Genomic DNA, 12,066 nt, shown 5'->3' with positions numbered 1-12,066 from the left:
CCACATCCGCGTTCAAGCATCGCATTCCGGCGCCCGTGTCGCTCTCTTGAGCGGCCGGGCGCCTTGTTTTTTAGGTCGCCGTCGCCTAGCTTCTTGGCATGGCCAGGCCCCTCCGCATCGAATTTCCAGGCGCTGTCTACCATGTGGCGACACGGGGGGAAGCGGCCGTGTTCGCGGACGACGACGACCGCCGTCTGCTGCTGGAACTGCTGGATCAGGCCGCCGAGCGCTTCGACGCCCAGGTGCTCGCCTACGGGCTCGGCACCCAGCATTACGAGCTGCTGATCTTCACCCGCCAGGCCAATCTTTCGCGCCTGATGCGCCATCTCAACGGCGTCTACACCCAGGCCCACAACCGCCGACATGGCCGCACCGGCCATGTCTTCCAGGGGCGCTTCAAGGCCGTGCTGGTGGACCGCGAACATCTGCTGCTCGATGCCTGCCGATATGTCGAGCTGGTGGGCGTGCGGGATGGGGTGGTGGACGATCCGGCGCAATGGCCGTGGAGCAGCTTCCCGGCCCATTCCGGTATGGCTGACTCGCCGCCCTGGCTGGAAGTGGAAGGGCTCTGGAGCCACGTGCTGGGCCGCCAGCCGCAGTCAGCGTCCGACCGACGTCGTGCGGCGCAGCGGTATTACGGGCTGGTGGAATCCAACCCGGCGCTGGATATCTGGAGCCAGCTGCGCCACCAGATCTTCCTGGGGGACGCGGCCTTTGTGCAGCGGACCGTCAGCCAGAGCGAACGCGCGCCACGTGCGCCGCGGCCGCGGGGGCTGCGCGAATGGATGCGCAGCAGCAACTCAAGGGAAGAAGCGCTCTACCGGGCGCATACCGAAGGCGGCCAGTCCATGACCGCGCTGGCGCGGGAGCTGGGGTTGTCGGTGTCTCGGGTGAGCCGGCTGATTGCGGGCCACGAGCGCGGCCATCGCGCGGTGAGCCGCAGCCACTGACGAGAAAGCGCTTAGTGCAGCGCGTGTGCCGGTGCGGCCGGGCAGGCTGCCACCGCCTGATCGATCTCGGCGGCCTCGTTCCAGGCGGCCGTGGTCATTTCGCGGGCCGCGCTGAGCTGGTGGCAGAGTTCCGCCACACCCAGGCCGTCCGCTTCGCCTTCCGGCATCGGCAGCGCGCTGACTTCCGCCGGCAGATCGGCCAGCGCACCCAGCAGCTGGAACAGCAGATCCAGATCCGGGCCGGCTTGCCCGTCCTGCGTCGGCGTCTGCTGACGGGCCAGGCCCAGGCTGCGGCAGAGATAGAAGCAGGCCTGCGCGGCGTCGTCACACATCGCGTGGGACAGCGCCAGGCGCTCCAGCGCTTCGCTGCGGGCCGCCTGGTCCTCCGGCGTTTCCGCATCGGAGTCCAGAGACTTCATCAGCCCGTCCAGTGCAGCCGTTTCCGGCAGGGCGACGTCGTCGTCCCGCAGGTTCAGCAGCTCGGTCGTGTCAGCAGTACGGATCGCCATGGAACACCCAGTGGATCTACAACAGGGCGAATGCTAGGAGACGTTCGCCCCGGTCGCCTCCCGTGGTCCGGGGGGCAAGCCGCCTCGCCGCGGGCTGTTTGATGCACATGTCACAGATGAACATGCCACAGACCGCCCGTCAGCAAAGCCAGCTTAAGGGGATTCTGAACCCCTCATTTCTTTTTGACAGGCCTAACCCATTCAGATATCACGGTTTGTCGACCCCGCGCCACGGCCAGCTGCCCCGGCGCCACATCCTTGGTGATGGTCGATCCGCCGCCGATCGTGGCGCCGTCGCCCAGCGTCACCGGTGCCACCAGCACGCAGTTGGAGCCCACGTGCACGTCGGCGCCGATGGTCGTGCGGTGTTTGTTGGCACCGTCATAGTTTGCGGTAATCGATCCGGCGCCGTAATTGACGCGCGCTCCGACCGTCGCATCACCCAGGTAAGCCAGATGATTGGCCTTGGCGCCCCTGGCCAGCGTCGAATTCTTGACCTCCACAAAGTTGCCGATGTGGACTTCGGCACCCAGCTGCGCGCCAGGACGCAGGCGGGCAAACGGTCCGATCAGGGCGCCTTCGCCGACACTGGCGCCAGCGGCCTCGCCGTCGATGTGGGTGAATTCATGGATGCGGGCACCCGTGGCAATGGTGGCGTTGCGGATGACGCAGTTGGCGCCGATGCGCACGCCGTCGCCCAGGGTCACCGTGCCTTCAAAGACGCAGTTGACATCGATCTCGACATCGCGGCCGCAGGTCAGGGTGCCGCGGATGTCCAGACGTGCCGGGTCGGCCAGGCGAACGCCGGCATCCATCAGGGCCTCGGCCTGCTGACGCTGGAAACGGCGCTCCAGATGGGCCAGTTGGGAGGGGCTGTTCACGCCCAGCACCTCGGTTTCGTCCGCCGTGCTGACGGCCACGACCGGCACGCCTTCGGCCACCGCCATCGCCACGATGTCGGTCAGGTAGTACTCGCCCTGGGCGTTCTGATTGCTGAGCTGGTTCACCCAGCGCTTGAGCGCTTCAGTGGGCGCGGCCATGATGCCGGTGTAGCACTCGCGGATCTGTCGCTGCTCCGGCGTGGCGTCCTTGTGCTCGACGATGGCCTGGACCGACTCGCCGTCCCGCACGATGCGGCCGTAACCGGTCGGATCCGCATAGTGGATGGTCAGCAGCACCAGCTTCTGACCCTGGCAGGCCTGCACCATCGCCTGGGTGGTGGGGGTGCTGATCAGCGGGGTGTCGCCACTGAGGATCAGCGTGGTGCCGCCGCTGTCCAGGGCCGGCACGGCCTGCTGGATGGCGTGGCCGGTGCCCAGCTGGGGCTCCTGGCGCACGAAGCGGATGCCGTCACCGGCGACGGCGGCTTCCACCTGGTCCGCGCCATGACCGGTGATAACGATGCGGGCCTGCGCCTGCAGGGCGGCGGTGCTGGACAGCACATGCCCCAGCAGCGAGCGGCCGGCCAGCTTGTGCAGCACCTTGGGCAGGGACGACTTCATGCGGGTGCCCTTGCCCGCGGCCATGACAACGATGTTCAGCGACATAAAAAAATCGCGGCTTCCAGTGGAAAACCGCGATTATCGTTGCCCGGACCGGGGAACCCCGGGGGAACCCCTCAGGGCGATGGTGGCAGGGCCACCGAGACCGAATGCGGCTCCGGCCGGGTCTGCGGGAAATCCGCCATTGAGGCCTCGAACAGGGCGCCCAGCAGGCGGACATCGCCTTCGGTCAGACCGTCATTGCTGGCCCGCGCTTCATACAGCGGCTCGTTGCTCTTGCGGTCGCGCAGCAGCAGGGCCACTTCGCGGTCATAGCGACGCTCCATCATGGGATCCATCGGATAGGCGAAGCCCCAGCGGTTGTAATAGGGACGCCAGGCCGGACCGTACCGCCACTGGAAGTAGTTGCCGTTCCAGCGCCACCACAGCGGATCGTCCCAGGGCGCGGTGGCCGTGCGGGTGATGCGCGCGCCGAGCGTGACCAGCACATCGGCGGACTTCGGATCGGTCGCCGCGGTGAAGCCCACTTTTTCCAGCGCTGCCCGGGCTGCGTCTTCAAGGCGGGCCTGCGCCTGCTCGTTCTGCTGCTGCGAGGGCATGCGTTCGAACGCATAGGTGCCGGGCTGGCGGCCGGCCGGCCAGCTGCCGAAGGTCTGCACCTCCGCCGAGACGGTGTTGAGGGCCGCGCAGCCGGTCAGTGCCAGCACTGCCGCGGCGCCAAAGCTGGCCAGGGCCAGCCGACGAATCAAGGAAAACATACGGGCCTCCAGGGATCGAATGCCGTGTCGATGACAACGATTGTGACCGTGTCCGGTTGACCCTGTCTGTTGGGGTCAGGTAAGGATCCGGTTTCGCTCAGGTTTCCCTGGGGGCCAGAATCATTCCTGGTCGTCGTCACGCACCAGTCGGATGACCGAGGCCGGCGCCGGGGCGCTGGTGCCGCAGTTCTCTTCCTCGTCGAAGGCGATGTCGCCATCCTGCACCGGGGCGCCGGTGGCCTTGATCGTCTCGAAGGGGAACAGCGACCGGTCCATCATGTGCGAGGTCACGATGTTGCCCATGGCGGTGAACATGTTGTCCACGCGGCCCGGGAAGCGGCGGTCCCAGTCCTGGAGCATGGCCTTGACGGTGGCACGCTGCAGGTTGGGCTGGCTGCCGCAGAGGTTGCAGGGAATGATCGGGAATTCGCGGTGCTCAGCCCACCGCTGCAGGTCGGATTCCCGCACATAGGCCAGCGGGCGGATGACCACATTCTTGCCGTCGTCGCTCACCAGCTTGGGCGGCATGCCCTTCATGCGGCTGCCGAAGAACATGTTGAGCATCAGCGTGGTGACGATGTCATCTCGGTGATGGCCCAGCGCGATCTTGGTGGCGCCCAGCTCACCCGCGACGCGATACAGGATGCCGCGACGCAGGCGCGAGCACAGGCTGCAGGTGGTCTTGCCCTCGGGCACCAGGCGCTTGACGATGGAGTAGGTGTCCTGCTCCTCGATGTGGAAGTCCACGCCCCGCGACTTCAGATAGGCGGGCAGCACGTCTTCGGGGAAACCGGGCTGCTTCTGGTCCAGGTTCACCGCGACGATGTCGAACTTGATCGGCGCGCGTTCCTTGAGGTTGATCAGGATGTCCAGCAGCGAATAGCTGTCCTTGCCGCCGGACAGGCACACCATCACCTTGTCGCCGTCTTCGATCATGTTGAAGTCGGCGATGGCCTGGCCGACCTGGCGGTGCAGGCGCTTGGAGAGTTTGTTCATCTCATGCGCATGCTTCTTGGCGGCGGCCTCCGCTGCGCCGGCATCGGCGCTTTCAACAACAGCGGTGGGGGTCTCAATCATGATCGGTCCTCGTTCAAATTCGGTCGCGGGGCAGGGGGGCGTGGCTCACCACTGCCCGCATTCAGCGCTGATCGCCACCTGGCAGTCAGGGAAGATTTCCAGCTTGGTCACCTTGATGCGCACGCCCACCACCCCAGGCAGCTTCATCAGCCGGGTGCAGAGCTTGCCGAGCAGGGCCTCCAGCAGGTCGGTGTGTTCGGCGGTGCATTCATCGATGATGATCAGCCGCACGCGGCGGTAGTCCAGCACATGACCGATGTCGGCGTCCCGCGAGACGATCATCTGGGCGCCCAGATTCACCTCGGCATCCACCTGGATCGGCTGCGGACCTTCGCGTTCGAAGTCGAGTACGCCCAGGTTGGCGCCAAAACGCAGTCCGGTGATGTGGATGACCTGGCGGTTGTTGCGCCGCAGGCTGGCCGGCGGCTGTGATTCGCGCAGCGGCCGCAGGAAGGCTTCCACCTGCTTGGCCGCCACCACGCCGTCCCCCAGCGCGGTCTGCACGCAGGGATGCTGGCGGGCACTGGCATCGCCGGCCACGAACAGGCCCAGCGCACCAAAGCGCGGCTCGTCGCGGAAGGGTTGGGAGGGGGCGGTGACACCGGCGCGTTGCAGCGCGTCGGCCACCAGCAGCCAGGCCGACGGCTCGGGTTCATAACCCAGCAGCACCGCGACATGGTCGAAAGTCTCGGTGCCGTAAGCCTTGGAGGTGACGGACACACCCTCCGGCTGGGCCACGACCGCCGTCGGCATGGCCTGCGCCGGTCGACGGCGAATGCCCGGCTGGGCGTCCATCTGCTGCAGCAGATGCGTCTGTGCGCGCCAGTCGGACCGGGACCAGAGGGTCACCTCATGTCCATGCGCGTTCAGGAAGAGGGCGTTTTCGACGGCGTTGTCACCGCCGCCGAGCAGCAGCACCCGGCCGGGCGGCAGGCTCTCCCGCTGGGCGGTCAGCTCGATGGCGTCCAGCACGCGGCCCTGGCGGGCGGTGGCGGGATAGAGCGGTGCAGGGTGACGCGGGGTCAGGCCGGTGGCCAGCACCAGGGCGCGGGCTCGCAGCGGTTCGCGGCTGGCATGGTCGCCGGAGGCAACGCCATGCGGGTCTTCGGGCGCGTCCAGATGGATCTGCCAGCCTTGCTCGGCCTGCCAGTCCAGATGATGGGCGCTGCGATGCAGCAGCACCTGCACGCCGGGCAGGGTCTGCACATGGTCGGCGTACCGGTCGCCCAGGGCGGCGAGGCTTTCGCCGGGCTGGCCGAGCAGCCAGTCCTGGTGATAGGTGAGGGCTTGCAAACTGCCGCACAGGCGGGGGCCGCGTTCGACGATGGCCACGCTCAGACCCAGCTGGGCGAGCCAGCTGGCCGCACTGCAGCCCGCAGGCCCACCGCCGAGAATGACGGCGTCGAGCACCCCGGGCAGGCCGGGCACGGACGGCCGCTGGGCCGAAGCGGCGAGCGGCTGGGAGGCGGACCCGGAGGTGGCGTCAGTCATATCGGGGGCGCTGCGGGCGGGGTTACGGGCGGAGCTGCGGGCGGTGCGGCAGGCGAGAGAACCCGTGATTATCCGGGATGGGGCGTCGATGCCGCCATCCCGGGTCTTTGGACGACCCCTTGCAGGGATTTCCGTCACGTCCAGCGGCGCCGCTGCGCCAACACCCACCCAATGAAGTCGCCGCGAATGGGCGCGTCCCCGACGCTCAGCGCAGCCGCTTCCAGACCCGCCAGCCCAGCAGCACCGCCAGGATGGCGCCATACACCGCCGGCTCGGCAAAGTTGTTCTTGCCGGCGCGCATCCAGATGAAGTGCATCAGGCCCACGATGGCAATGGCATAGACCAGCTTGTGCAGCCATTGCCAGCGTTTGGCGCCCAGGGCCTTGATGGCGCGGTTGAAGGAGGTGGCGGCCAGCGGCACCAGCATCAGCCAGGCGGCAAAGCCCATCAGGATGAAGGGTCGCTTGGCGATGTCCTTCGCAATCTCGGGCAGGTCCAGACTCATGTCCAGGAAGGCATAAGCCACCAGGTGCAGCGTCGCATAAAAGAAGGTGAAGACACCCACCATGCGACGGAACCGCGCCAGCGCCGGCTGGCCCGTCCACTGGCGCAGCGGTGTGATGGCCAGCGTGACCCACAGCAGGCGCAGGGTCCAGTCGCCCAGACCCCGGATGACAGCTTCCGCAGGATTCGCGCCCAGCTGGAAGGTCACAACGCCATAGGCATACCAGGCCAGCGGCAACAGGCACAGCACAAACAGCACCGGCTTGGCCACCGGATGCAGCAGGGGATGACGGCGAGGCTGGCGGGGAGTTGGGCGGGTGGGGGGCACCACCCGCGCAGGCGCGGAACTCATCAGCGGGAACTCCGGCCGGTCAGAAGTTTTTCTTGAGGTCCATGCCGGCGTACAGCTGGCCGACCTGGGATTCGTAGCCATTGAACATCAGGGTCGCCCGCTTCTTCGCAAAGAAGCCGTCTTCCCCGATGCGCCGCTCGGTGGCCTGGCTCCAGCGCGGATGGTCCACCTTCGGATTCACATTGGAGTAGAAGCCATATTCCTGCTGGGCCGCCTTGGTCCAGCTGCTCACCGGCTGCTGCTCGGTGAAGCGGATCTTGACGATGGACTTGGCCGACTTGAAGCCGTACTTCCAGGGCACGACCAGCCGCAGCGGTGCGCCATTCTGGTTGGGCAGCACCTCGCCGTAGAGGCCAAAGGCCATCAGCGTCAGTGGGTGCATCGCTTCATCGATGCGCAAACCTTCGATGTAGGGCCAGTCCAGCACGCCGGAGCGCACGCCAGGCATCTGTGACTTGTCCGCCAGGGTGGTGAACTCGACATACTTGGCCTTGCTGGTGGGTTCGGCCTTTTTCAGCAGCTCGGCCAGCGAGTAGCCCTCCCAGGGGATGACCATCGACCAGCCCTCGACACAGCGCAGCCGATAGATGCGTTCTTCCATCGGGGCCAGCTTGAGCAGGTCTTCAATGCCATAGCGGCCCGGTTTGGCGCATTCGCCTTCAATGGCGACCGTCCAGGGCCGGGTCTTGAGCGTGTGGGCATTCTGGGCCGGGTCGCTCTTGTCGGTGCCGAACTCGTAGAAGTTGTTGTAGGACGTGACGTCCTCGTACTTCGTGAGCTTGTCCATCGCCATCGCGCCGGCCACGCTGCTGCGGGCGCCGGCCAGTTTGGACAGCTTGCCCGGACCGGTGGTCTGTGCGGCGGCTTCCAGGCCCAGGCCCGCACCCAGGCCGGCCAGACCGAGGGCACCGGCCGACTTGAGCCAGTCGCGGCGACTGTCGTAGACGTCGCGGGGCGTGATCTCGGACGATGCGATGGGGGCACCGTAATGTCCACGGTGATGACGCAGGAAATGCATGGCCAGCCTCAGAAGTCGCCCGGGTCGGGCGGATGGGTGGACCTTACGTCATCTTTCGGTTTGTTGCCTGAAAGGAGTCTTAATTCCGACCCCTGCCTCGGCCTCACAACGTTCCGTAGGAATGCAGGCCGGAGAGGAACATGTTGACGCCGAGGAAAGCGAAGGTGGTGACCAGCAGGCCAATCAGCGCCCACCAGGCGGAGACGACCCCGCGCAGGCCCTTCATCAGGCGCATGTGCAGCCAGGCCGCATAGTTCAGCCAGACGATCAGTGCCCAGGTTTCCTTCGGATCCCAGCTCCAGTAGCCGCCCCAGGCCTCCGCCGCCCAGAAGGCGCCCAGGATGGTGGCGACGGTGAAGAAGGCAAAACCCAGGGCGATGGCCTTGTACATCAGGTCATCCAGCGACTCCAGCGACGGCAGCCGCGCGGTGAGCGGGCCCCGCAGTGCCACGCACAGGGCCAGGAAGACCGCCACGCCGGCCATCTTGCCGGCCCAGCCGTCCAGGCCGGCCACCGTCTCCGGTGTCAGGGTGGCGCCCGCGCGGAAGGCCAGCAGCACCAGCACCAGACCCACCGGCACGCCGATCAGTCCGATGGCCAGGCTGCGCGGCGGCGCGGTCTTGAGCAGGGTCGCCAGCGCCACCATCGCCGCCAGCGAGAAGCTGCCATAACCGATGAAGTTGGCCGGCACATGGATCTTCATCCACCAGCTCTGCAGCGCCGGCACCAGCGGCTGGATCTCATGCGCCTCGCGGGCGACGGTGTACCAGAGCAGGAAACTCACCGAGGCACTCACCACCAGCATCACATAGGCGCCCAGTGCCCGGGTCTTGAAGCGCTGCTCGTAGTAGAGGTACATCAGCGTGGTCAGCCAGGTGAACAGCACAAACACCTCGTAGAGGTTGCTCACCGGGATGTGGCCGATGTCCGGGCCGATCTGATGGCTCTCGAACCAGCGCACCATGGTGCCGATCAGCGCCATGCCCACGGCACCCCAGGCCAGGCGGCTGCCGATGGCCTCCGCCGCACTGTGCGCGCCGTCGCGCTTGAAGAAGCCGAGCCAGTAGAACAGCGTGCTCATGTAGACCAGCACGCTCATCCACAAGATGGCGCTCTGGCTCGAGAACATGTACTTGAGCAGGAAGACCTTGTCCGCCGCGGCCAGATCGGCGCCGAAGTTGTCGGTCTGGCGCAGGTAGAGCTGGATGGCCAGCAGGCTGACGGCGCCCACCACCACACAGAGCAGCCGCAGCGGCCGCCAGAACCAGCCCAGCGCGATCATGGCAGGGGTGGCGCAGAGCAGGATGCCTTTTTCGTAGACATCCATCGAGCCCTGATACCGGGTGAAGGCGAAGGCCGCGCCCAGCAGCACCACGGCCGCAAACAGCCAGTCGGTCAGGTCCCGCCCGGCCCACCAGCCGCGTTTGCCCACCACGAGCGAACGGGAGGAAGCGGCCAGGGTGGATTCAAGCGTCGAAGTGTCGGCATGCAGCCGGCTCTCGACCGTGGAGGTAGTCGTGTTCATGGTCAGGCCTCCTCATGCAGCAGTTGCCGCTTGAGCGCTTCAAATTCCGTGGGCAGATCGGGCGTGTCCCGGTTGCTGGACATCGCCATCCGAACGCGGGTGTGTTCCGGACGGCCCGGGGCCGATTCCAGCCAGATCCACAACCGGCGCTCGCGGATGTAGAGCATCGCAAACACGCCGATGATCAGCAAGATGGCGCCGGCATAGACCAGGGTTCGGCCCGGCGCGCGGGTGACCTGGAAGACGCTGGCCTGCACCTGCTTGAAATCCTTCAGCTGAAGGATCATTGGGGCCGGATAAAACATGGCGTCGGACAGCGACAGCACCGCCTGCGTCATGAAGGCCTGCGTCTGCGGCCCCGGTTCGGGCGCCGGCTGCCCCAGCTGTTGCTGGGCCTGCTTGTACAGCTCGAACAGGCTGCCGTTGAGGATGCGCAGCAGCACTTCGGACACGCGCGGACGGTCGGCCTCCGGCACTTCCTTTTCCACAAAGTCCGAGAGCGCCGGCAGGCCGCCGATGGCGCCCTGGGAGGGCGCATTGACCTTGAGGCCTTCGGCGCCGGCGAACAGGGTCAGCACCCGAAGGCTGGTGGCTTCCAGCTGTTCGCGGGTCTTGGGGTTGTCGCTGGGTGCGGCGGCTTCGGCATACCGGCGGGCGGCGCGGTTGCGCTGGGCCGGATCGGCCAGGGCCCGGCGCATCGACAGCCAGGCATCCATGCTGTCCCGGCCATCCACCGGCACCCGCAGGTAGCGGAAGCTCTCACCGGTGGCTTCGCGGACACCGAGCAGATAGACCCGCTGGCCTTCCAGCTCCAACGGCAGCATGTAGTTGTTGTATTCGCGGGCCTGTCCGCTGGCGTCCCGGATCTTGTAGCTGAAGGACGGGCCGACGTTGCGCAGTGACTTTTTCGAACCGACGCTGACGCCTGCACCCAGATGCTTGTCAAGGCTGCCGACCAGGTCTACGCGGCGGACATCGGTGGCGGCATCACTGGCGCCACCGGCGGCCCCCGCAGCGGCGCCGCCGAGGTTTTCCACGTTGATGACGCGCAGATCTGAAAACTCCAGGGTGGACCGCGCTTCGCCCTGGCCCAGCTGGACCGCGCCCCCGACCTTGCCGGTCAGGTCGACGTCATCGTTGCCGGAGAGATTGCGCAGCCGCAGTTGCAGCTCGGAGCCGCCGTCTTCGAAGCTGCTCTGATAGAGCGTCAGGCCGCGGTAGGTGACCGGTTCATTGACTTTGACCGTCGCTGCCTGGGTGGTGCCGGTTTCGCGGTCGTGAATGACGATGTCACTGGCGAACAGCTTGGGCATGCCGGTGTCGTAATACTCGACCTTGAACTTCTTCAGCTCGACCTCGAACGGCAGCTCCTGCAGGACGACACCGGTGGGCATGTTGAGCAGGGCAGACGCACTGCGGCTGCCTTCGGGCACGAAGAGGTTGCCGCGGAAGCTCGGGTTGCCCGGGCCCAGGTGGTTCTGCGGCGACATCTGGGTGAAGTCCGAGCCCTGATAGATGGACTTGCCCTGCGCCCACATCGTCACCCGCACCAGCAGGTCTCCGTCGAACAGGCCGCCCAGGCAGATCAGCACGATGGCCGAGTGGGCCGCCAGGTAACCGACCTTGTGCGCAGCGCCCTTCTTGGCGCCGATCATCACGCCGGTATTGCGCACCTGGGCGCGGGCGCGCCAGCCGTGGGCCGAGAGCCAGGCGTTGATCTGCTGAAGCGAGGCTTCCGGACCCATCTGCAGATAACCGAGGCCCTTGTGGCGGAACACCTGCAGGGACTGCTCCCGCACCGTTTCCTTGTAGTTGTTGAAGTCCCGCAGGATCTTCGGCGTGTGACGGGCCACGCACAGGCTGGTGGACACCACCAGGAAGCCCATCATCAGCAGAAACCACCAGGCGCTGTAGACGGTGTAGAGGCTCATGTGGCCAAACAGCTCGGACCAGAAAGGGCCGAACTGGTTGACGTAGTTGTTCATCGGCTCGTTCTGCTTGACGACCGTGCCGATCACCGCGGTGATGCAGATGACCACCAACAGCGAAATCGCAAAACGCATGGACGCCACCAGCTCCATCGCGTCGGCGAGGGCGACTCTGGCGAAGGACGGGCCGGCAGATGATGCGGCGGCAGCAGCGGAGGGAGCCGCCGAGGAGGATGCAACTGACGCGGCGGCCGCGCCAGACGCGGCAATCGCGTGCACAGAATCAGGGGCTGGAGGGACGGAAGACTTCTCGGTCATGGGCGCCATTGTCGCGGGCATCCGCGTGCCGTGCCGGACGCCCATGTAACAAGCGGGCGATCAAGCCCGCGTGACAACTGATTGCAGGCCGCATCGCCCGCAGATGGACAAACACCGGTGCAAGCACCGGTGCG

Annotated in this window: 10 protein-coding genes and 1 pseudogene; 1 reads left to right on the top strand and 10 read right to left on the bottom strand. The window is 66.5% G+C overall.

Annotated elements, in window-relative coordinates; genetic code table 11:
- Nucleotides 1-98 precede the first annotated feature (98 nt).
- A complete protein-coding gene (locus FHS28_RS13885) occupies nucleotides 99-950 on the top strand; it encodes a transposase (protein ID WP_088451371.1) in 852 nt (283 codons plus the stop codon).
- 11 nt (nucleotides 951-961) lie between these two features.
- Here the strand turns inward: FHS28_RS13885 and FHS28_RS13880 are convergent, their stop codons facing one another.
- From FHS28_RS13880 to FHS28_RS13840, 10 genes and pseudogenes are all read right to left on the bottom strand, one after another.
- The gene (locus FHS28_RS13880) at nucleotides 962-1,459 is read right to left on the bottom strand and encodes a hypothetical protein (protein ID WP_088451369.1); all 498 of its coding nucleotides are present in this window, start codon (nucleotides 1,457-1,459) and stop codon (nucleotides 962-964) included.
- Nucleotides 1,460-1,632: 173 nt separating this feature from the next.
- The gene (gene glmU / locus FHS28_RS13875; RefSeq protein WP_088451367.1) at nucleotides 1,633-3,006 is read right to left on the bottom strand and encodes a bifunctional UDP-N-acetylglucosamine diphosphorylase/glucosamine-1-phosphate N-acetyltransferase GlmU; all 1,374 of its coding nucleotides are present in this window, start codon (nucleotides 3,004-3,006) and stop codon (nucleotides 1,633-1,635) included.
- A 71-nt stretch (nucleotides 3,007-3,077) separates the two neighbouring features.
- On the bottom strand, nucleotides 3,078-3,719 hold the full coding sequence (locus tag FHS28_RS13870) for a DUF4136 domain-containing protein (RefSeq protein ID WP_088451365.1): 642 nt from the start codon (nucleotides 3,717-3,719) through the stop codon (nucleotides 3,078-3,080).
- 120 nt (nucleotides 3,720-3,839) lie between these two features.
- Nucleotides 3,840-4,796 (bottom strand): tRNA 2-thiocytidine(32) synthetase TtcA, encoded by a 957-nt coding sequence (gene ttcA / locus FHS28_RS13865; protein WP_088451363.1) that lies wholly within the window; start codon nucleotides 4,794-4,796, stop codon nucleotides 3,840-3,842.
- A 45-nt stretch (nucleotides 4,797-4,841) separates the two neighbouring features.
- Nucleotides 4,842-5,210 (bottom strand): dihydroneopterin aldolase, encoded by a 369-nt coding sequence (locus tag FHS28_RS24195; RefSeq protein ID WP_058937625.1) that lies wholly within the window; start codon nucleotides 5,208-5,210, stop codon nucleotides 4,842-4,844.
- An 87-nt stretch (nucleotides 5,211-5,297) separates the two neighbouring features.
- A pseudogene (locus FHS28_RS24190) lies at nucleotides 5,298-6,287 on the bottom strand (NAD(P)/FAD-dependent oxidoreductase); the annotation flags it as partial.
- Between the two features lie 205 nt (nucleotides 6,288-6,492).
- Nucleotides 6,493-7,143: a protein-methionine-sulfoxide reductase heme-binding subunit MsrQ gene (gene msrQ / locus FHS28_RS13855; RefSeq protein WP_088451359.1), complete on the bottom strand. Its 651-nt coding sequence runs from the start codon at nucleotides 7,141-7,143 to the stop codon at nucleotides 6,493-6,495.
- 19 nt (nucleotides 7,144-7,162) lie between these two features.
- On the bottom strand, nucleotides 7,163-8,161 hold the full coding sequence (gene msrP, locus FHS28_RS13850; RefSeq protein WP_088451357.1) for a protein-methionine-sulfoxide reductase catalytic subunit MsrP: 999 nt from the start codon (nucleotides 8,159-8,161) through the stop codon (nucleotides 7,163-7,165).
- Nucleotides 8,162-8,264: 103 nt separating this feature from the next.
- Nucleotides 8,265-9,686: a c-type cytochrome biogenesis protein CcsB gene (gene ccsB, locus FHS28_RS13845; RefSeq protein ID WP_088451355.1), complete on the bottom strand. Its 1,422-nt coding sequence runs from the start codon at nucleotides 9,684-9,686 to the stop codon at nucleotides 8,265-8,267.
- A 2-nt stretch (nucleotides 9,687-9,688) separates the two neighbouring features.
- Nucleotides 9,689-11,767, bottom strand: coding sequence for a cytochrome c biogenesis protein ResB (locus tag FHS28_RS13840; RefSeq protein ID WP_375140751.1), 2,079 nt, complete (start codon nucleotides 11,765-11,767; stop codon nucleotides 9,689-9,691).
- Nucleotides 11,768-12,066 lie beyond the last annotated feature (299 nt).

The organism is Roseateles terrae, from assembly GCF_014192155.1.
Classification (GTDB): domain Bacteria; phylum Pseudomonadota; class Gammaproteobacteria; order Burkholderiales; family Burkholderiaceae_C; genus Roseateles; species Roseateles terrae.
Note: the sequence above shows the minus strand (reverse complement) of the source record. Positions and strands in the feature narration are given on the sequence as shown.

Bases quoted from the DNA above. Each gene is read 5' to 3' on its own strand.
- ttcA (WP_088451363.1), bottom strand. From the start codon at position 4,796: ATGATTGAGACCCCCACCGCTGTTGTTGAAAGCGCCGATGCCGGCGCA.
- FHS28_RS13885 (WP_088451371.1), top strand. From the start codon at position 99: ATGGCCAGGCCCCTCCGCATCGAATTTCCAGGCGCTGTCTACCATGTG.
- msrP (WP_088451357.1), bottom strand. From the start codon at position 8,161: ATGCATTTCCTGCGTCATCACCGTGGACATTACGGTGCCCCCATCGCA.
- glmU (WP_088451367.1), bottom strand. From the start codon at position 3,006: ATGTCGCTGAACATCGTTGTCATGGCCGCGGGCAAGGGCACCCGCATG.
- msrQ (WP_088451359.1), bottom strand. From the start codon at position 7,143: ATGAGTTCCGCGCCTGCGCGGGTGGTGCCCCCCACCCGCCCAACTCCC.
- ccsB (WP_088451355.1), bottom strand. From the start codon at position 9,686: ATGAACACGACTACCTCCACGGTCGAGAGCCGGCTGCATGCCGACACT.
- FHS28_RS13840 (WP_375140751.1), bottom strand. From the start codon at position 11,767: ATGGAGCTGGTGGCGTCCATGCGTTTTGCGATTTCGCTGTTGGTGGTC.
- FHS28_RS13880 (WP_088451369.1), bottom strand. From the start codon at position 1,459: ATGGCGATCCGTACTGCTGACACGACCGAGCTGCTGAACCTGCGGGAC.
- FHS28_RS13870 (WP_088451365.1), bottom strand. From the start codon at position 3,719: ATGTTTTCCTTGATTCGTCGGCTGGCCCTGGCCAGCTTTGGCGCCGCG.